Annotated in this window: 21 protein-coding genes; 11 read left to right on the top strand and 10 right to left on the bottom strand. The window is 47.1% G+C overall.

Going from position 1 to position 19,880, the window contains the following annotated elements; genetic code table 11:
* Nucleotides 1-46: 46 nt before the first annotated feature.
* The gene (locus J4N39_RS03745; protein ID WP_252022081.1) at nucleotides 47-1,111 is read right to left on the bottom strand and encodes an AI-2E family transporter; all 1,065 of its coding nucleotides are present in this window, start codon (nucleotides 1,109-1,111) and stop codon (nucleotides 47-49) included.
* Complete coding sequence (locus J4N39_RS03740) at nucleotides 1,104-1,337, bottom strand: sulfurtransferase TusA family protein (protein ID WP_252022079.1); 234 nt, start codon at nucleotides 1,335-1,337, stop codon at nucleotides 1,104-1,106. The genes J4N39_RS03745 and J4N39_RS03740 overlap by 8 nt, the downstream gene beginning before the upstream one ends.
* 255 nt (nucleotides 1,338-1,592) lie before the next feature.
* Here J4N39_RS03740 and bepA point away from each other — a divergent pair, with 255 nt between their 5' ends.
* From bepA to J4N39_RS03720, 4 genes are read left to right on the top strand one after another with little or no spacing between them, the layout of a single operon-like run.
* Complete coding sequence (gene bepA, locus J4N39_RS03735) at nucleotides 1,593-3,050, top strand: beta-barrel assembly-enhancing protease (protein ID WP_252022077.1); 1,458 nt, start codon at nucleotides 1,593-1,595, stop codon at nucleotides 3,048-3,050.
* A gap of 9 nt (nucleotides 3,051-3,059) precedes the next feature.
* Nucleotides 3,060-3,404 (top strand): arsenate reductase (glutaredoxin), encoded by a 345-nt coding sequence (arsC, locus tag J4N39_RS03730; RefSeq protein WP_252022075.1) that lies wholly within the window; start codon nucleotides 3,060-3,062, stop codon nucleotides 3,402-3,404.
* Nucleotides 3,401-3,967: an NAD(P)H:quinone oxidoreductase gene (gene wrbA / locus J4N39_RS03725; protein WP_252022072.1), complete on the top strand. Its 567-nt coding sequence runs from the start codon at nucleotides 3,401-3,403 to the stop codon at nucleotides 3,965-3,967. Before arsC ends, wrbA begins: the two co-directional genes overlap by 4 nt.
* A 1-nt stretch (nucleotide 3,968) precedes the next feature.
* Nucleotides 3,969-4,385 carry a DUF2069 domain-containing protein gene (locus tag J4N39_RS03720; RefSeq protein ID WP_252022070.1) on the top strand — a complete coding sequence of 139 codons (417 nt, stop codon included), beginning with the start codon at nucleotides 3,969-3,971 and terminating at the stop codon, nucleotides 4,383-4,385.
* A gap of 39 nt (nucleotides 4,386-4,424) precedes the next feature.
* Here J4N39_RS03720 and J4N39_RS03715 read toward each other — a convergent pair whose 3' ends face one another.
* On the bottom strand, nucleotides 4,425-5,612 hold the full coding sequence (locus J4N39_RS03715; RefSeq protein ID WP_252022068.1) for a DUF2066 domain-containing protein: 1,188 nt from the start codon (nucleotides 5,610-5,612) through the stop codon (nucleotides 4,425-4,427).
* 230 nt (nucleotides 5,613-5,842) lie between these two features.
* On the opposite strand from J4N39_RS03715, the gene J4N39_RS03710 reads away from it, so the two are divergent.
* Nucleotides 5,843-7,108 (top strand): uracil-xanthine permease family protein, encoded by a 1,266-nt coding sequence (locus J4N39_RS03710; RefSeq protein ID WP_252022066.1) that lies wholly within the window; start codon nucleotides 5,843-5,845, stop codon nucleotides 7,106-7,108.
* Nucleotides 7,109-7,171: 63 nt separating this feature from the next.
* On the opposite strand, the gene upp is transcribed toward J4N39_RS03710, so the two are convergent.
* A complete protein-coding gene (gene upp, locus J4N39_RS03705) occupies nucleotides 7,172-7,798 on the bottom strand; it encodes a uracil phosphoribosyltransferase (protein ID WP_252022064.1) in 627 nt (208 codons plus the stop codon).
* 167 nt (nucleotides 7,799-7,965) lie between these two features.
* Between upp and purM the strand changes: the two genes are divergently transcribed.
* Both purM and purN read left to right on the top strand, forming a co-directional pair.
* Nucleotides 7,966-9,006, top strand: a complete 1,041-nt coding sequence (gene purM, locus J4N39_RS03700) for a phosphoribosylformylglycinamidine cyclo-ligase (RefSeq protein WP_252022061.1) — start codon at nucleotides 7,966-7,968, stop codon at nucleotides 9,004-9,006.
* A 4-nt stretch (nucleotides 9,007-9,010) separates the two neighbouring features.
* A complete protein-coding gene (gene purN, locus J4N39_RS03695) occupies nucleotides 9,011-9,652 on the top strand; it encodes a phosphoribosylglycinamide formyltransferase (RefSeq protein ID WP_252022059.1) in 642 nt (213 codons plus the stop codon).
* A gap of 52 nt (nucleotides 9,653-9,704) precedes the next feature.
* On the opposite strand, the gene J4N39_RS03690 is transcribed toward purN, so the two are convergent.
* Both J4N39_RS03690 and lpcA read right to left on the bottom strand, forming a co-directional pair.
* Complete coding sequence (locus tag J4N39_RS03690; RefSeq protein ID WP_252022057.1) at nucleotides 9,705-10,547, bottom strand: class II glutamine amidotransferase; 843 nt, start codon at nucleotides 10,545-10,547, stop codon at nucleotides 9,705-9,707.
* A gap of 33 nt (nucleotides 10,548-10,580) precedes the next feature.
* Nucleotides 10,581-11,156: a D-sedoheptulose 7-phosphate isomerase gene (gene lpcA / locus J4N39_RS03685; RefSeq protein ID WP_252022055.1), complete on the bottom strand. Its 576-nt coding sequence runs from the start codon at nucleotides 11,154-11,156 to the stop codon at nucleotides 10,581-10,583.
* A gap of 297 nt (nucleotides 11,157-11,453) precedes the next feature.
* Here lpcA and fadE point away from each other — a divergent pair, with 297 nt between their 5' ends.
* Entirely contained in the window at nucleotides 11,454-13,901 is a 2,448-nt protein-coding gene (fadE, locus tag J4N39_RS03680) for an acyl-CoA dehydrogenase FadE (RefSeq protein ID WP_252022053.1), read from the top strand.
* A 197-nt stretch (nucleotides 13,902-14,098) separates the two neighbouring features.
* Nucleotides 14,099-14,866, top strand: a complete 768-nt coding sequence (locus tag J4N39_RS03675) for a class I SAM-dependent methyltransferase (RefSeq protein WP_252022051.1) — start codon at nucleotides 14,099-14,101, stop codon at nucleotides 14,864-14,866.
* Between the two features lie 59 nt (nucleotides 14,867-14,925).
* Here J4N39_RS03675 and J4N39_RS03670 read toward each other — a convergent pair whose 3' ends face one another.
* The gene (locus J4N39_RS03670; RefSeq protein WP_252022049.1) at nucleotides 14,926-16,179 is read right to left on the bottom strand and encodes a TIGR03503 family protein; all 1,254 of its coding nucleotides are present in this window, start codon (nucleotides 16,177-16,179) and stop codon (nucleotides 14,926-14,928) included.
* Between the two features lie 9 nt (nucleotides 16,180-16,188).
* Nucleotides 16,189-16,923 carry a DNA polymerase III subunit epsilon gene (dnaQ, locus tag J4N39_RS03665; RefSeq protein ID WP_252022047.1) on the bottom strand — a complete coding sequence of 245 codons (735 nt, stop codon included), beginning with the start codon at nucleotides 16,921-16,923 and terminating at the stop codon, nucleotides 16,189-16,191.
* 56 nt (nucleotides 16,924-16,979) lie between these two features.
* Here dnaQ and rnhA point away from each other — a divergent pair, with 56 nt between their 5' ends.
* The gene (rnhA, locus tag J4N39_RS03660) at nucleotides 16,980-17,444 is read left to right on the top strand and encodes a ribonuclease HI (RefSeq protein WP_252022045.1); all 465 of its coding nucleotides are present in this window, start codon (nucleotides 16,980-16,982) and stop codon (nucleotides 17,442-17,444) included.
* Here rnhA and J4N39_RS03655 read toward each other — a convergent pair.
* Both J4N39_RS03655 and J4N39_RS03650 read right to left on the bottom strand, forming a co-directional pair.
* Nucleotides 17,441-18,115, bottom strand: a complete 675-nt coding sequence (locus J4N39_RS03655; protein ID WP_252022043.1) for an Abi family protein — start codon at nucleotides 18,113-18,115, stop codon at nucleotides 17,441-17,443. The two genes, rnhA and J4N39_RS03655, sit on opposite strands and share 4 nt — an antisense overlap.
* Nucleotides 18,116-18,316: 201 nt before the next feature.
* A complete protein-coding gene (locus J4N39_RS03650) occupies nucleotides 18,317-19,060 on the bottom strand; it encodes a class I SAM-dependent methyltransferase (protein WP_252022041.1) in 744 nt (247 codons plus the stop codon).
* A 53-nt stretch (nucleotides 19,061-19,113) separates the two neighbouring features.
* Here J4N39_RS03650 and gloB point away from each other — a divergent pair, with 53 nt between their 5' ends.
* Entirely contained in the window at nucleotides 19,114-19,872 is a 759-nt protein-coding gene (gloB, locus tag J4N39_RS03645) for a hydroxyacylglutathione hydrolase (protein ID WP_252022039.1), read from the top strand.
* Nucleotides 19,873-19,880 lie beyond the last annotated feature (8 nt).

The following is a 19,880-nucleotide window of genomic DNA, read 5'->3' as shown; positions in this document are numbered from 1 at the left end:
AGATTTAACGAAAAAGAGACCGCCCAGCGGTCTCTTTTTTGAACAGTTACTCTTCTATGACACCATCGGTATCTGGCAAAGCGTTAATCACCGCCTTGACCAGTGTTGCGAGCGGTATGGCAAAAAATACCCCCCAGAATCCCCACAAACCACCAAAGACAAGTACAGACACAATGATTGCAACTGGATGAAGGTTCACAGCTTCTGAGAATAGTACTGGCACGAGTACGTTACCATCGAGCATCTGAATGATGCCGTAAGCAAACAGCAGCCAGTAAAAATCAGGTGTTAATCCCCATTGAAACAGACCGACAATCGCAACTGGCACGGTTACTGCCGCAGCACCGATGTAAGGAATGAGTACCGATAGACCCACAGCCACTGCGAGCAGCACTGAATAGCGCAAGTCCAAAATGGCAAAGGTGACATAACTCACACCACCAACAATGAGTATTTCCATCACCTTACCGCGGATGTAATTGGAAATTTGCTGGTTCATCTCTCGCCAAACCTTGGTTGCGAGGCGACGGTTACGCGGCAAGAAGCTGGTCATCATCTCCATCATCTCTTCTTTATCTTTAAGTAAAAAGAACACTAATAGAGGCACCAAAATCAGGTAAACAGCCACGGTCGCAAGCGAAATCAATGAGGTAAGTGAACCTTTGACCACATTCTCGCCCAAGGTCAGCACCTTGTTTTTGGCATTCGAGGCTATCGTCTCCACGATATGCATGTTGGCAAGTTCAGGGTACTGCTCAGGAATAGTAGAGATAAATTTCTGTAAGCCGTTATACATGTTTGGAATATCGTTAATCAGGTTGCCTACCTGATTCCAAATAGTCGGGATAAGTCCAAACACAGAGATCAGCGCCAAACCTAAAAAGATCAACACCACAACAGGTACGGCCAACGAGCGAGGAAGCCCCAAACGAGTCATCTGAGTGACTGGCCATTCCAATAGATAAGCCAGCACAATCGCCACCAGCAACGGGGCAATCAAGTTACCGAAGAAGTAGATGGTTGCAAAACCAAATAGCAAAATGGCAACAAGGCTAACAGCATGTGGGTCTGAAAAGCGGCGTTGATACCAGCTTTTTACCATATCAAACATGGGTTGAGAGTCTCTCTACAGTAATTACGGTGTGAGTCTTTTGTTGGTCAACGCCGTAAGAGTATGGATGAAGGTCAAGAAAACGTATCATATCATGCACCGAAGCTGCATCGGAAACATAGATTGTTAAACGCTGTGTATCGGCAAGTTTCACCACGGCTCGTTTCATCAGTAACAAGCTCATCGGGCACTGGTGCTGGCGCAAATCTAAAGTAGTTGAGGTCATGGCTGATGAAAAGCGTCCTCATTTAAAACGGTAAAAAAGCAAATATTTCGCAGGGCAAGCTCACACCCTTGCCGATCAATTTACCACCAAATTACGGCAAACAGGTAAAATATTAGGGCATTTTTTTTGAATATCGGTAAGCTAATACCTTGCTGTTAAGCGCACATAACTAAAAGGATTTCTACACAAGATAGAACCAAATATGCGCCTGACAGTCCAAAGTATCAGTTCACTATATTGAGTCCTTTATTACGCATGTTAAAACAGTCTCGCTCAGCACTTTGTCTTTTACTCTCGAGCTTAATGGCGATGCCTAGCTTTGGGCAAAACCGCAGCTATGAACTTCCGGATATTGGAACCGCTGCGGCCGCTACGCTGACCATAGATCAAGAACAGATCTATGGTGATGCCTACATGCGCATGATCAGAGCCAGTCAGCCTATCGTGCATGACCCCGTTCTTAACGAATACATCAGTAGCTTGGGCCACCAGTTGGTCGCTCATGCCAACGATGTTAAGACACCGTTTCGATTCTTCATGGTCGAAAATCGCGCCATCAACGCTTACGCATTTTTTGGCGGCTACATTGCACTTCATTCTGGTCTATTCTTGTATACCCGCAGTGAAAGTGAGCTTGCCTCAGTCGTTGCCCACGAAATCGCCCACGTGACCCAGCGCCACCTAGCCCGAGCCATGGAAGACCAAGCTAACCGCTCTCCTGCAACCATGGCGGCGCTGGTTGGATCGCTGTTACTAGCGGTAGCAAATCCGCAAGCAGGTATCGCAGCCATTACTGCCACTCAAGCAGGTGCAATGCAGAGCCAAATCAACTATACCCGTGCTAATGAAAAAGAAGCCGATCGCTTTGGTATCGTCACTATGGCAAAAGCAGGTTTTGATCCTAAAGCGATGCCTAGCTTCTTTGGCCGTCTTGCGGATGAGTTCCGCTATGCGAGCAAACCACCGCCAATGCTACTGACTCACCCATTACCTGAAGACCGTATTACAGATTCGCGCGCCCGTGCACAAAGCTATCCTCCACTGCGTATCGGCCCGTCAATCGATTTCCACTTAGCGAAAGCACGTGTCATTGCAAGGCATGCTGATTTGCAAAGTGAGGCAGCGCTTGATTGGATGGAACGACGCCTGAAGAAAGCCTCTGCCGAACTCGCCCCAACCTACAAATACGGCAAAGCACTGGTTTACTTAGACACCAAGAAGTTAGATCAAGCGCAAGCGTTACTCGATGAATTGATTGCATTGGAGCCACGTAACAATTTTTATTTGGATGCCCTATCGGACCTTTATCTTTATCAAGAAAAGCCAGAAAAAGGCATCGAAATGCTGAAAAAAGCGCTGGATAAAAAGCCGGGTAACTCGGTATTAACCATCAACTACGCTAACTTGCTTAACGAAAGTAAACAGTACGAGCAAGCCGCTAAAGTATTGCAGCGCTACACTCACGAGCATCCAGAGGATCTTAACGGTTGGTCGCTACTGGCCGATGCTTACAAATACCTTGACCGTCGAGATGAACATCTCGCCGCCAGAGGTGAAATTTTTGCACTGAGGGCTAATTGGCAAGGAGCGATTAAAAACTATAGTGATGCCAGCCATTTAGTCGATTTAGGAAGTTTAAAACAAGCCAGATACGACGCACGGATCGATCAGCTCAGCATCGAACGCGATCGTTTTATGGCACTACAAAACTAGGAGAAAACCATGTCAGTCGTTATTTACCACAACCCTCGCTGTTCTAAGAGCCGCCAGACGCTTGCGTTGTTGGAAGAAAAAGGCATCAGCCCAGAAGTGGTAAAATACCTCGAAGCACCGCTTAGCGTTGAGCTGCTTAAAACCTTGTTTGCTCAGCTAGAGCTTAACGAAGTACGCCAAATGATGCGCGTTAAGGAAGCAGAATATAAAGAGCAAAATCTCGCCGATGCGAGCGATGAAGCTCTGTTTGAAGCTATGGTTAATACCCCGAAATTAATTGAGCGCCCGATTGTTGTGAATAACGGCAAAGCACGTCTTGGCCGCCCACCAGAGCAAGTTCTAGAGATCGTATGAGCTGCGAGCTGTTAGTTCTCTACTACAGCCGCCATGGCAGTACTCAGTCTCTCGCTCGCCAAATTGCACGAGGGATTGAGTCTATTGACGGTTGCCAAGCAACGCTAAGAACCGTCGCTGAACTTGACCCAGAAACGCCAGCGAAAGAGGCCGTAGTATCACTAGATGATCTTACCCGCTGTGATGGTCTGGCATTAGGTAGTCCAGTCTGGTTTGGCAATATGGCAGCACCTCTTAAACACTTTTGGGACCAAACGACACCCACTTGGGTGGCTGGCGGTTTGATCGATAAACCTGCCGTGGTTTTTACCTCCTCTTCCTCTATGCATGGCGGTCAAGAGTCTACATTGCACACCATGATGCTGCCCCTGTTTCATCATGGAATGATGGTGTTAGGTATCCCTTACTCAGAGCCTGAGCTCCATCACACACAAGCTGGCGGCACGCCTTATGGTGCCAGCCATTTGGCACCCGATCGCTTAACGCATCAGAGCGACAGTGGACAACTGGCCTACAAGCTCGGACAACGCTTAGCCAAAACAGCAAAAAAACTAAAGGATTAGTATGACCAAAACCTCATCGCAATACCGTTACTTAGCGCTGGTCGCCAATTTGGCTTTATTGTCTTGGGTGGTGTTATGGCAAGCGGTATTGTCACCCCACCCTCACCTAAACAGTTGGACACTGGCAATTGCATGGGCGATCCCTATGTTGCTGCCTCTGCCTGGTATACTCGCTGGTAAACCATACACCCATGCGTGGGCAAATTTTGTCTTGATGATTTACTTTTTGCACTCTCTGACGCTGATTTATGTCGATGGTGGCGAGCGTTGGCTAGCAGCCATCGAATTACTGCTTGTCTCCGTGGCTTTTGTTGGTAATACGCTATATGCCAGAGAAAGAGGGAAAGAGTTAGGCCTAAAACTCACCAAACTCTCAGAAGTAGAGAAACAAGAAAAAGCCAAATTTGGTCAGCAATAAAGATAAAAAAACAGCCTCCGCATGGAGGCTGTTTTTTTATTATCCTATCCACTCGTAAGTGAGGAGTGGCTCTTGCGGTTGCTCTGGCTCTGGGGCAGGCAGGCTATCCTCAACTAAAGGTTGTGCATCCGAAACGCTAGCATCCGCTTCAGTAAGTGGCTGCACTCCGTCATTGCTTTCCTCAATCACTGCGGGTTCTTCCACTGAGACAGGCTGAGGTTCAATGAACTCTACTCGATTCACTTGAGAGAAGTTCGCCAGTTCACGCTCAAAATCGGCTAGGCTTGCCAGCAAATGTACACGGTAACGAACACTATTGCCCTGAATTTTCATCACATCGACAGAGGCGACTGAATTCAGCCCTTTTAGCATCGACTCAAGGGTAAAGAAGTCATTAGCATTGTTCACTTCGACAAACTGAGTTAATACCGTTTGCGTAGATGTATCCGAAACTTTTACTGCGCTTTTGCCTGCGTAGTAATCCGATACTTGGTCGACCATGTCACCCAGAGCGCCATTTAGTGAACCCACTGCACGACCTGTGAGAGGAGATTGCTGCGAAGAGGCAATTAAAGATGGCAATTGATCATAAAGCGACCAACGCACCACACTGTTGTTATCTCGGTGCTGAATACGAAGCACTAGAACGGCATCCACTGGGTAGCGAACACTGGCCTGCGCCATTGGGTCGACAAACCCACCCCAGAGATCAGGGGCAGTAATGGCTGTCACATCATCAAAGTCCCCAACCGGGATAGTTAACGGCAAGCCACGAGTATCTGCCGCTTGCTTCAACGGAGCAATCGACATAGAGCCACTTTGTTCCCAACCAATCTGACGCTGGAAACCATCTTCTTCGACCAGCCAAACCAGTAGATTGCTGCGCGTAGGCGACCAATAAGCCAGTCCCGCTTGCGTTAGTAATGATTGCACTTGCTGAGAGTTGTAACCCAGCTTTAGGCTGGGCTGCCCATTGAGTTCGCTGCTGCTAATTTGAGTCAAGTATTGACCGCTGTTACGCAGGGCCTTTTTTACCACTGCATTTTCTCCGGCACTCTTATCGCCCGATGCTTTGATCAATACTTGAGCTAAACCTTGGCTCTGCGCCAGAGCTTCTGCATTGCTTTCTTCACTTAAAGGGATCTCTGCCGTAAACAGATCGACTTTTGTCATGGCGAAGCTTGGCATTGCTAATGCACACATCAACCAGCCCAACACTCGTTTCATAAAACGCTAACCTCTTAATATTGAACTGTTGATGATAAGCAAGAGTTTACTGTGGGGCAAGTTTCGCACCCCATTTGGCTCGGGGTTTGCAAACAAATGACACCACCATCAAAAATAATTCATTTATCTTATTGCTGTTAAAATCATTTGCTTGATCTATATCGAGTACGCAATCGATTGCTAAATGATAAACTCCAGCCGATTTTATTGACTAGACACGGATTAAGTTTATGAAAAACATACTTCAAGGCACTCAAATGCTGTTTGTTGCATTTGGTGCACTGGTATTGGTCCCACTATTAACGGGCTTGGACCCAAGCGTTGCATTGTTTGGTGCTGGGGTCGGCACCTTGATCTTTCAGGTGATCACTCGTCGTAGCGTGCCAATTTTCCTTGCCTCCTCTTTTGCTTTCATCGCACCTATCATGTACGGCGTTCAAACTTGGGGCATCGCCTCGACCATGGGTGGTTTGATGGCCGCAGGTTTTGTCTACGTACTGCTTGGTGCGGTGATCAAAGCTAAAGGTGTCGCCATCATCCATAAATTGCTACCACCTGTTGTGGTTGGCCCTGTCATCATGGTGATTGGCTTAGGACTTGCGCCCGTAGCGGTGAACATGGCGCTAGGTAAAACTGGTGACGGCGCTGTTCAATTGGTGGATGGCACTGCTGCGTTAGTGATAGCTTGTGCATCGCTAGCCACGACTATCGGTTTGAGTGTATTTGCCAAAGGCTTTTTGAAACTGCTGCCTATCTTTGGCGGTATTTGTGTAGGTTATGCTCTGAGTTTGGCTTACGGTGTGGTCGACTTCACTCCAGTAGCACAAGCGGCATGGCTGTCACTACCAAACTTTACTTTCCCAGAATTTAACATCAACGCGATCTTATTTATGATCCCGGTAGCCATTGCCCCTGCGGTTGAGCACGTTGGCGATATGCTGGCAATTTCAAACGTCACCAACAAAGATTACCTAAAGAAACCGGGGCTTCATCGTACTATTACTGGTGACGGTGTCGCTACAATGGCCGCTTCAATGGTGGGTGCGCCGCCAAACACAACTTACTCAGAAGTGACAGGCGCTGTGATGCTAACCAAAGCCTTCAATCCAGTGATCATGACATGGGCGGCAGTGACTGCAATCGTGCTCGCTTTGGTTGGTAAACTAGGTGCGCTGCTTCAGACCATTCCTGTTCCTGTCATGGGCGGCATCATGATCTTACTGTTTGGCTCTATTGCAACCGTAGGTCTGAATACCTTAATCAAAAACCATGTTGATCTGCACAAATCTCGTAACTTGGTGATCGTTGCTGTCACTCTCGTGTTTGGTATTGGCGGCATGGCGTTTGGCATTGGTGACTTTAGCCTTCAAGGGGTGAGCTTGTGCGGTATTGTGGCAATTGCACTTAATCTCATCTTGCCAGATGACCTTGGTGAAAACCATGTCGTAGATAATGCACAAATGGAAGAGAGTGAGCCAAAACAAGAAAATGCTTAACTTTTCGAAACAATAAAAAAAGAGGGAAGCCATGGCTTCCCTCTTTTTCAATCTGGCGACGGTTTACTTAGTACCGAAGATCTTATCACCCGCGTCACCAAGACCAGGAACGATGTAACCTTTATCGTTTAGTTTCTCATCGATTGCAGCCGTGTACATTTCAATGTCTGGATGTGCTTTTTCAAGCGCCTCAATGCCTTCTGGTGCAGCCACTAACACCAACACTTTAATGTGCTTACAGCCTTTTTCTTTCAGTAGGTCGATGGTTGCAATCATAGAACCACCAGTTGCTAACATTGGGTCAACCACCAGCGCAATACGCTCATCGATGTTAGATGCAAGCTTGTTGAAGTATGGCACAGGTTCCAGTGTTTCTTCGTCACGGTAGATGCCCACCACACTGATACGAGCACTTGGCATGTGCTCCATCACACCATCCATCATGCCCAGACCTGCACGTAGGATTGGCACCACAGTAACTTTTTTACCTTTGATTTGGTCAATTTCAACTGGGCCATTCCAACCTTCGATGGTGACACGCTCAGTTTCGAAATCTGCCGTTGCCTCGTACGTTAACAGGCTTCCCACCTCTGTTGCCAGCTCGCGAAAGCGCTTGGTGCTGATGTCACCTTCTCTCATTAAACCCAGTTTGTGTTTAACTAGCGGGTGTTTCACTTCAACAACTTTCATTTCCTACTCCGAGATTTTTATATAAACCGTCTGATTATACATGCTATTCAATTAATTTTCTGGATGTATGGCATAGAAAAATAATCACGCAAACGTTTTCCTTTTCTGGGCAACCCCTGTTAGAATACCCGCGTTTTTCACATCCAACCTATGACGAGGACATCCCCGTGAGTGGTAACAACTCTTCTCTTAGTTATAAAGACGCTGGTGTAGATATCGATGCTGGCAACGCACTTGTAGACCGTATTAAAGGTGCTGTAAAGCGCACTCGTCGCCCAGAAGTAATGGGTGGTATCGGTGGTTTTGGTGCGCTATGTGAGCTACCAACTAACTACAAGCAACCTGTTCTAGTTTCAGGTACAGACGGTGTAGGTACTAAGCTACGCCTTGCTCTGGATATGAAAAAACATGACACCATCGGCATCGACCTTGTTGCTATGTGTGTGAACGATCTAATCGTTCAAGGTGCAGAACCTCTTTTCTTCCTAGATTACTACGCAACAGGCAAACTAGATGTTGATACTGCGGCTGACGTAGTTTCTGGTATTGCTGAAGGCTGTGTTCAATCTGGCTGTTCTCTAATCGGTGGTGAAACTGCTGAAATGCCTGGCATGTACGAAGGCGAAGACTACGATGTAGCTGGCTTCTGTGTAGGTGTTGTTGAGAAAGAAGAAATCATCGACGGTACTAAAGTTGCTGCTGGTGATGCACTAATTGCTGTTGGCTCAAGTGGCCCACACTCAAACGGTTACTCGCTAATCCGTAAAATCCTAGAAGTTTCTAACGCTGACCTAAGTGAAGAGCTAAACGGCCGCACTATCGGTGAGCAACTACTAGAACCAACTCGCATCTACATTAAGTCTGCACTTAAGATGATTGCTGAGCACGATATCCACGCTATCTCGCACATCACTGGCGGTGGTTTCTGGGAAAACATCCCTCGCGTACTACCTGAAGGCACTAAAGCAGTTATCGACGGTAACAGCTGGGAATGGCCTGCGATCTTCTCTTGGCTACAAGAGAAAGGTAACGTTGAGACTCACGAAATGTACCGTACCTTCAACTGTGGTGTTGGCCTAGTTGTTGCTCTTCCTAAAGAGCAAGCAGACGCTGCAGTAGCGCTTCTAAACGCTGAAGGCGAAAACGCTTGGGTTATCGGTGAAATCGCTGCTGCGAATGGCGAAGAAGAACAAGTAGAGATCCGCTAATTCCATGAAAAATATCGTTGTCTTAATTTCTGGTAACGGTTCAAACTTGCAGGCAGTCATTGACGCCTGCGAGTCTGGGCAGATATCAGGCCAAGTCAGCGCCGTTTTTTCAAACCAAGCGGACGCTTATGGATTAGAGCGAGCAAAACAAAGTGGCATTGATGCCCATTTTGCCAACCCAAAGGACTTTGCCAATCGTGATCAATTTGACGCAGACCTTATGCGTCAAATCGATGCCTACCAGCCAGACCTCATTGTTCTAGCCGGTTACATGCGAATCTTGTCAGCGGACTTTGTTCGACACTACCTAGGTAAGATGGTGAATATTCACCCTTCCCTGCTGCCCAAGTACCCAGGTCTTCATACCCACCAACGTGCAATTGAAGAAAAAGACCAAGAGCATGGCGCAAGCGTGCATTTTGTCACTGAAGAACTTGATGGTGGCCCGGTAATATTGCAAGCCAAAGTCCCAGTATTTGAAGATGATACTCCTGAGCTACTGGCTGAGCGAGTTCAAACTCAAGAACACAACATCTACCCTATGGTAGTGAAATGGTTTGTTGAAGAGCGTCTAGTGATGGACAAAGATGAACAAGCTGTGTTGGATGGAAATATCCTACCCAAGCAAGGTTATGCACAAGACTGATTAATAAAAAGGAGGCTTAAGCCTCCTTTTTTGATCTTCTATATTGCTCTCACTAAAGAGGCTGCGTTGGTGCTTGCGACTTTACTTTCTTAGGCGGGTAAGCAACGTGCGCCAGTTCTTCGTGGTTGCACTCGATAAGCTCACCAAAATGGAACAGGCAATACTCTCCCGGCTTCATCCGCTTCCACTCTTCATTGTCAGTCAATGGCTGAGTGGCGATCACTGTCACCACATCGTTCGGCGTGGTTTCTTGTTGAAAATCGATCGTCACATCTTCATCTATCAAGCTCGCTTCACCAAATGGCGCACAACGAGTGATCCAATAAAGGTGGTTGGTGCAGTAACTCATTACGTAATCACCATCGCTGAGCAGCATGTTAAACACACCAAGCTTCATTAGTTCATCACTTAACGTGCGAATATAGCGAAACACCAGCAGCATATCGGTGGGTGGAGTAGGAAATTTCTGCTCTAGTTTGCACAGCAGCCAACAAAAGGCCAGTTCACTGTCAGTCTGTCCCACAGGACGGAAGATGCCTGTCGCCATGCCTTCATAGCCTGTCAGCTGACCATTGTGGGCAAAGGTCCAATAACGCCCCCATAACTCACGGGTAAATGGGTGAGTATTTTCAAGGTTGACTTTGCCACGGTTTGCCTGACGAATATGGCTAATCACTGCGCAGCTTTTGATTGGGTAGTTTTGCACTAGCTCAGCAATTTTTGAATCGCAGCTTGGGTTGGGATCTTTGAAATTTCGAAAGCCTTTGCCTTCGTAAAAGGTGATCCCCCAGCCATCACGATGAGGCCCAGTGTTACCACCGCGCTGCATCAGACCCGTAAAACTAAAACAAATGTCGGTTGGCACGTTGGCGCTCATTCCGAGCAATTCACACATCTTCCCTGATTCTCCCTTCTTAAAGACCTGACGTTATTCCATCTCTTTTTCGATCAATTGAATCACGATGTGAATGATCTTGATGTGAACTTCTTGAATACGGTCTGCATAACCAAAGTGAGGGACACGAATTTCGATATCCGCCAAGCCTGCCATTTTACCACCATCTTTACCCGTTAGGGCGATGGTCTTGATGCCTTTTGCTTTTGCCGCTTCAATCGCTTTTAAGATATTGCCAGAGTTACCTGACGTCGATAGACCAAACAGAACATCGCCTTCCGAGCCTACCGCTTCAAGGTAACGAGAGAACACATGATCATAACCAAAGTCATTTGATACACAAGAGAGGTGGCTAGGATCAGAAATTGCGATGCCTGGGTAGCCAGGGCGATTTTCACGATAGCGACCTGTTAGCTCTTCAGCAAAGTGCATCGCATCACAGTGTGAACCGCCATTACCACAAGAAAGAACTTTACCGCCTTGCTTAAACGAATCAGCAATCATTTTTGCTGCCGCTTCAATTTGAGCAATGTTGTTGTCATCGGCTAGAAACGCTTGCAGAACTTGAGCTGCTTCGTTGAGCTCGCTGCGAATGAGATCTTGGTACATAGGTTTCTCTCTTATCTTATAAGTTTTATCAATAGCTAGGCTAGGTGATACCTAGATTGAGTTGTACTACAAAGCCTAACCCCTGTCACCTTGCACAGCATGATCTGCGCCACTTAATGCAGCTAAATGCCCATCTTTTTATCATCTGCTGTTTTTTTGCCCAGAGCGCTAGCGAGATCACCTTTTCAACTTAGATAAATTTTACATTTACTCAACATTTGAATTACACTCACCTTAACTGGTACGACCAGACAAAAACAACAGGTACCAGCTTCGTTGAACAAAAGGATAATTAACATGGAAATTTTGCTCTCTACCCTAGGTATCGCTGCGGCCATCGGCCTTGCGCTTTACCATAGATATGCGTTAGCGACGTCACTGGCTTTAATCGGTGGCGTAATGTTTATCGCAACCATCTTTGGCTCTGTCGGGCCAATCGCTTGGACGGTGTTTATCGTCATCGGCGCAATTCTAGCCCTGCCTGGGGTTCGTCAGAGTCTCATTAGTTCCAAAGCACTGGTAGCGTTTCGAAAAGTACTTCCAGCTATGTCTCAAACGGAAAAAGAGGCACTCGATGCAGGAACTATTTGGTGGGAAGCTGAACTTTTCCGCGGTAAACCTGACTGGCGTAAACTCACCTCAATTGCAAAACCAGAACTGAGTGCGGAAGAGCAAGCCTTCCTTGATGGCCCGGTAAATGAAGTCTGCGCAATGGCAAACGACTACCAGATCACTCACGAACTGGCAGACTTACCCCCGGAGATTTGGCAGTACCTTAAAGACAACAAATTCTTCGCTATGATCATCAAAAAGAAATATGGCGGCCTTGAGTTCTCAGCCTATGCACAATCTCTGGTACTACAGAAACTGACCGGTGCATCGAGTGTATTAGCCTCAACCGTAGGTGTTCCAAACTCTTTAGGTCCAGGTGAACTGCTACAGCATTACGGTACTGAAGAGCAGCGAGATTACTACTTACCTCGCTTAGCCAATGGACAAGAGATCCCGTGTTTTGCTCTGACAAGCCCAGAAGCGGGCTCTGACGCAGGTTCAATTCCAGATTACGGCATCGTCTGTGAAGGCGAATGGAAAGGTGAGAAAGTCCTAGGTATGCGCATTACTTGGAACAAGCGCTATATCACCCTTGCACCAGTTGCAACGGTACTCGGCCTTGCATTTAAACTACGCGACCCAGATGGCCTATTAGGTGATGACAAAGAACTTGGCATCACCTGTGCGTTGATCCCAACAGACATTGAAGGGGTCGAAATCGGTAACCGTCATTTCCCACTAAACGTACCGTTCCAAAATGGTCCAACCCGTGGACAAGATATTTTTGTACCGCTAGATTTCATCATTGGTGGCCAAAAAATGGCTGGTCAAGGCTGGCGTATGTTGGTTGAGTGTTTGAGTGTGGGTCGAGGTATTACGCTACCTTCTAGCTCAACAGGTGGCCTAAAAACGGCGGCATTGGCGACAGGGGCTTACGCTCGAATCCGCCGTCAGTTCAAACAACCAATTGGCCATATGGAAGGAATCGAAGAGCCATTAGCACGCATTGCAGGTAACGCCTATGTTCTGGATGCGGCAAGTACCCTAACTGTGGCAGGAATCGATCTTGGTGAAAAACCATCAGTTATCTCGGCAATCGTAAAATACCACTGTACCCACCGAGCTCAACGCGGGGTGATCGATGCAATGGATATTGTTGGTGGTAAAGGTGTCTGCCTTGGTCCGTCAAACTTCCTTGCGCGCGGCTATCAAGGTGCGCCAGTAGCAATCACAGTAGAAGGCGCAAATATCCTGACTCGTTCGATGATTATCTATGGTCAAGGAGCGATTCGCTGTCACCCATACGTGCTAGCGGAAATGGATGCAGCCCACTCCCAGTCACCTGACGCTATCGACAAATTCGACCGTGCCCTGTTTGGTCACGTTGGCTTTACTATGAGTAACCTAGTGCGCAGTGTTTGGCTTGGCCTAACGGATGGCTATGGTTCAGAAAGCCCAACCAGTGACGTTACTCGTCGCTACTACCAAAAACTTAACCGCTACAGTGCTAACATGGCATTCCTATCGGATATATCCATGGCGGTATTAGGAGGCTCACTAAAACGTAAAGAGCGTCTATCCGCTCGTTTAGGCGATATTTTAAGCCAGCTTTACCTAGGCAGTGCCACACTAAAGCGCTTTGCTGACGAAGGCGCAAAAGCAGAAGATGTTGCCGTTCTTGAATGGGCAATGCAAGACTGCTTGTATCAAACTGAAGTCGCTATCGATCAGTTCCTAGCAAACTTCCCTGTGAAATGGTTAGGCAAAACCCTTAAAGTGATGCTAATGCCGTACGGACGTGTGCGTAAGATGCCAAGTGACAAGCTAGACAACCAAGTTGCTCAACTGTTGCAAACGCCAAACGAAACTCGCTCACGCATTGGTCGCAACCAATACTTGGAGCCGACAGCGCATAACCCCGCGGGCCGAATCGAACACGCTCTGCATGTAATTTTGCAAGCCGAGCCTGTGTTTGACAAAGTGTGTAAAGGGCTAGAAATACGTCGTCCGTTTACCCAGCTTAATCTCGTAGCAGAGCAAGGACTGGCAGAAGGCTTAATCAACGCCGAAGAAGCCCAATTGCTGACGCTTGCTGAAGAGCTGCGCTTAGAAACCATCAATGTCGATGATTTCGAACCAGACCACCTAGCGGCAAATCCACAGATCACACCTAACATGGAAGACGTGGCATAAGTCATCAGCTTCTATTTTCAAAGCCTCTCATAGCAACTATGAGAGGCTTTTTCTGTCTTAACTTAAGCAAAAACGCCCTACCAGAGTGTGAAGCACTTCGCAGCTTCTCCCCTGTATCTTGATGATTTCTTGAGTATCTTATGCATATTAAGGTGTGCTGACTGGGCCACTCATAAAACAAAAATAAGGAGAATGCGATGGAAAGCCATACCCTATTTAGTGACCGCTCTGATCTCTACGAAGTGGCTCGTCCACTCTACCCAGAAGCACTTTTCGAGTATCTGGCCACCCTTACACCCGCTCATCAGCAGGCATGGGATTGCGCATGCGGTAATGGGCAAGCTGCTGACAGTTTGGTGCGCTTCTTCGATCACGTACAAGCGACGGACGTTAGCCCAGAGCAGATAGCCAATGCGAAACCTAACCCACGGGTTCACTACAGTGTTACTGCGTCCGAAAACACCAATTTTGGTCAGCACAGTTTCGACCTGGTCTGTGTCGCTCAAGCACTGCACTGGTTTGACTTTGAGCAGTACTGGCCAGAGGTAAAACGTGTGCTCAAACCACAGGGTATATTCGCTGCATGGGGCTACACTTGGCCTAAAGTATCAGATCAAATAGACCCAGTATTTAAGCAACACTTACTCGATATTGTCGAGCCCTACTGGGCAAAGCAAAACCGTCTGCTTTGGGATCACTACCGAGACATTGATATCCCTTTCACTCGCCTAGAAGTACCAGAAATTAACATGCAAATGAGCTGGACATTGGATGAGTTCATGAGCTTTTTGTGTACTTTCTCAGCCACTCGGCGCTGCATTGCAGACATTGGGGATGCCTTTGTCGACCAAGCATATGCAGAGCTTGAAAAGGTTTGGGGGGATAGGTTAACGAAACGCCAAGTGGATCTAGAGTTTATACTGCTTGCTGGGCGAAATGATGCCAATGAAGAAGTCCCTACCTAGACAAATGATCAAAAACGCCGAGGGTGTACAGCGACCTTCGGCGTTCCTGTTTAATTCGGTCAATCTTTAGGTGGCATCGATAACTGCATCTCTGGAATGTCCGCTCGCTGAAGTTTTATCTTACGCCAGATAAACCAACCTAGCACACCAAGAATCAAAATCACCACGTTACCTACCGCTATGATAATTATGCCCTTGGTTTTCGCCGCTTCTCGCTCTTCGGCACGCTTAAGCTCGTCTTCGAGGCGTTTTTGCTCCTCTTGTGCTTTTTTGAACTCCATCATCGACTTCTCAACATCGACTTTTTCGACCACACCAAAGGTTTGCTCTGGCAGTTTAAACATCAACTCACGGCCTGTTGCTGCTTCCGTGGCATAAACGTGCCCTTCCCACGCATGTCGACCTGTTTGCTCGCTATTCGGCAAACTGGCTTTAAGCATGTCAGCATCTTTCGCAGCCATATCCTGTGTGACCACCTCCAAACCCGCTGGCGTGGTTTGGGTTACCGTCAGAGCCAAACTGCCCGTCGCAATTGAGCCTTTCTCTGGAGTGATATCCAAGGTGTGATCAACGGTTTCGACTCGTGCTTGGTTAAAGGTGAGTGCAAAAGGTCGAGGATAGACCAATACCGTCTGTTCAATAGCGCGCAAAAACACCCCATTTCCCGACGAAATTCTCGCGCGATATTTACCTGGCTCTATATCTATAGGTAGCTGCGCAGTGAACACGCCATCACCCGGCTTTTCGTCAAGCAGGGTACCATCGTCAAGAAAACGGCCAATGACTGTCGGTATCGGTCGAGCATCTGGCGACAGAGCTTCTTCATTTTCAATGTACTTAGTAAAAGTCACCGTGAGTTCGACTCGGTCGAGAAAATCGCGAATATTGAGCGGGTCACCGTTCTGCTCAAGGCGAGCGGTGAACTTGAGCGTTTCACCTAAATAAAGACGTTGTGGAAACAAGTCAACTTCAAGCTGAAGGTTGGAAATGATTCGAATGTTATTGGCCGGGTGCACTTTACCAATCGCCTGCCACGGCCCTGGCATCGGATTATCGATGGAAATAATGTCCATGCCAGATTCATTGTACCAGCGCACATGTTCAGGGTGGTTCCAAGCGTAATACTTGACCCCGTCAGGACGAACCAATATGACCGATTGAGAGCGCTCTTTACGATATATCAGAAAAGATACTTGAGAAATGGTGGAATCAACTCGAAATCGATTGTCGAGTAAGGTAATTGCAGACTCTGTTTCAGCACGCCCCACAAAACTCAGCATGAGACAGAAAAAGCCTAACAAAATCCGCAACATATTATTCTCCTATTGGCGCCAGAGGCACGCCCCTTTCTCTTCAATCTTATCTAACCTAGCACTGTGTGCATTTAATTCATCGGCCGTTGCGCGCAAAACTTTAAGATTACGACCTGAAGCTCGGCGAATAGCTTCTCCCCCACCGTCTTGGTCGGAGTTTTCAGAAGAGAAGCGAAGTGATGTTTGGCCACCCGTCATCAACAGATAAACGTCGGCTAGGATCTCGGCATCGAGCAATGCCCCGTGAAGCGTACGGTGTGAGTTATCTATACCGTAACGATCACAAAGTATATCGAGGTTATTTCGTTTGCCCGGGAAGATCTTCTTCGCCATGGCAAGGGTATCGGTAACTTTGCAATATTGCTCTGTTTTACCGATCGATGGATCGAGCATACCAAACTCGTAATCCATAAAGCCCACATCGAAGGGGGCGTTGTGAGCGACCAGCTCAGCGCCTTTAATGAAGTCTAGAAACTCAGCGTGCACATCACGGTATTCCGGTTTATCTAGCAAGAACTCATCACAAATACCGTGGACCAATACTGCATCTGGCTGAATTTCACGATCTGGCTTGAGGTAGACATGGAAGTGACGCCCCGTCAGCTTGCGATCAATGATTTCAACCGCACCAATTTCGATAATACGGTGATCTTGATAGTGCGGACCACCCTCTCGGTTCATACCCGTGGTTTCGGTATCGAGGACAACAATGCGGTGATGTTCGGAATTCATGCTGGTATTCATCTTATTAGCTGTGTCAGACTATATTGTCAGAGGCAATGCGATAATAGTATCAAATCATGGTCAAACAAGTAGAAATTTTCACGGACGGTTCCTGTTTAGGAAATCCAGGTCCGGGCGGTTACGGCATCGTACTGAGATACAAGCAAACCGAAAAACACCTAGCCAAAGGTTACACTCTCACCACCAACAACCGTATGGAAATGTTGGCAGCAGTCGTGGCGCTTAAAACTCTTAAAGAGCCATGCCAGGTCATTCTAACCACAGATAGCCAATATGTACGCCAAGGCATTACCCAGTGGATCCATAACTGGAAAAAACGCGGCTGGAAAACCGCTGACAAGAAACCGGTGAAAAATGCCGACCTATGGCAAGCACTGGATGCAGAAACCGCTCGCCATGACGTGGATTGGCGCTGGGTGAAAGGCCACGCAGGTCATCGTGAAAACGAAATCTGCGATGAACTGGCCAGAACTGCCGCCGAAGCACCGACGGAAGAAGATACTGGGTATCAACCAAGTTAACCCCTTATAATATCTTCAAAACCTCTCAATAGTGGCGTGAGTCTTTCTACAGAATCTAACCATTCTCTAGTGTCGAGACAGCGCCACTCAATTGCCTCAGCAATAATAGGGTAAACCTCAATTACTGTAGGATGAGCAAAAATCGGTTCGTGGTGGGCAACTCGATTTCTTAGCTTTCGAATTCTAAAGCATCCAGATTTTAGTCTTTTGATCACTAGCTCTGCCGCTTCATCACCCGAGTTAGGGAAAACTTGCTTCAAAAATGGCTTCCAAATCCGGATATTGTTTGCAGGCCTCAGTATGTTTTCAAACCAAACAGGCCTAAGTTCGGGGATAACCTTCCCTACATTTGTATAGTTAACCACTTCATCAAGAGTGATTAGTTCTTGCTTTTGCCATTTCGGTAAAGAGTTTTGAAACGCAACATTTATTGGCCAATCGACACCATACCTAAGCTCCAATGCAGCACTTATCGCATTCCTTAGTGTCACCTCGTAGATGTGAATAACCACTAACAAACTGGCAGAAAGCTCCGCATTCCATTCATACAGCTGGATGGCTTTTTGTAAGTTATTCTGACCTGTTCTTTTCTTTACTTCTTGTCGGTAAGTAGATAACCGAGCTGTCGATAGCGTTCTCTCTATCGCACGATAAGATATGGCTTTCGTCACTTGACCTTTTCTCGTAGACAACCTAACATTCTTGGTGAGAGCTTTGGAATATCACTACTTAGGTAGACCACCAAAGACATACGAATAAAGAAAAACCCATACATGAGAATGTGTGGGTTTTTCTTTATTCGTATGTGAGTTTACTACCGTTTCTCACCTATAAAGGCTGAAAAGAGTACTAAAGAACTTGTAAGCGCCCAGTTACCGCTTACCGCTCGCCGATTCCCGAACCCTATAATTCACCCCTAGCGGTGAGAGACTGCGTTTCAATCGCCAGTGCGGCTTGATTGGCTTGAGTGGGTAGGTTCGCTTACGTGCAACGATAAAGTACAAGCTACCAAATGGTGATGCCCAGCTACCTGCGGCATTTTCCATCCAAGTCCACATCGGGCGATAGCGAGAAAATGGGAACAGTGCGTAACAATCGCTATGAACCACTTGATAATTGAGTAGCCCTAACCAATCTCGAATTCGATTTGGCGTAAACATACGCCCACTCCATGGTAGATTATTTTTTCGCCATGGCAGCAAACTTGAACAACCAACCCAACTGATTGGATTGTATCCAGTCAAAATGAGGTAACCATCATCAATCATCACTCGGTCAACTTCTCGCAATAGACGGTGCGGGTCGTTACAATAGTCGAGTTGGTGGGCCATCAATACCGCATCAAAACTCTTTTCCATGAAAGGCAAATCAAACGCATCGGCGGTGACATTGCGTAGTGGGTTAACACTGTCCACCATCACCTGATGAGAGATATTACAATTGCACGTGGTAAGCTCACAGCTCAAACCGCCCAGTTTCAACATGTGATAACCGAAGACTTTTGTACACCATTCATCCAATCGCAACTGAATCGACTCAGATACCCATTGACCATTTCGCAATTGTTGCCAAGAATGGGGTTGTTCAAGTTTTCGAGAGGAACGAGCTGGCTTCATTCGTTAGCGCCTCACCGATCGGTTATTGAAGATAGGTTATTGGAGAACCAAACATGTTAATCATCAAAAGCATACCTGCATTTAACGACAATTACATCTGGCTGATTCAAAATAGCGATCGCCGTTGTGCCGTTGTCGACCCTGGTGATGCCGCTCCAGTGTTGGAATATCTCAAAACCAATGACCTGCAACTTGAGGCCATCTTGCTGACCCACCACCACAACGATCATATTGGTGGCGTGGCAGACTTAGTCATTGCCTATCCGGACACCAAAGTCGTTGGGCCAGCGAACGAACCTATCGCTGCAGTCAACACCAACGTTGACGATGGCGACCAACTGGATCTGTTTGGTGAGACCTTCCTAGTCCTAGGCTTACCGGGACACACTAAAGGTCACATCGGCTATTACGGAGACGGCAAACTATTTTGTGGAGATGTACTTTTCTCCGCCGGGTGCGGACGAGTATTTGAAGGTACCTTTGAGCAGATGTTTGACTCACTAGGCAAGATCAATGCTTTGGCAGAAGAAACCGAAGTGTACTGCGCTCATGAGTATACCGCTGCCAACATCTCTTTTGCTCTTGCCGTTGAGCCCGACAATCAATTACTACTCAACTACCGTGATGAAGTGATCAGATTACGCGGCCAAGAAAAATCGACCTTACCGACTACCTTACGCCAAGAACGGTGGGTCAATCCATTTTTGCGCTGTCAGGAGCAAAGTGTGATCAAAGCTGTAGCGAATCGCACACAAGATACGACACCAATTGCAGTGTTTTCTGCTCTTCGTGCGTGGAAGAACGAATTTTAACATTTGAA

Origin of the sequence: Vibrio sp. SCSIO 43136 (assembly GCF_023716565.1) — a bacterium.
In the GTDB taxonomy this organism is placed as follows: Bacteria; Pseudomonadota; Gammaproteobacteria; order Enterobacterales; family Vibrionaceae; genus Vibrio.
The sequence above is the reverse complement of the archived record's forward strand: the minus strand, read 5'-3'. Positions and strand labels throughout refer to the sequence as shown.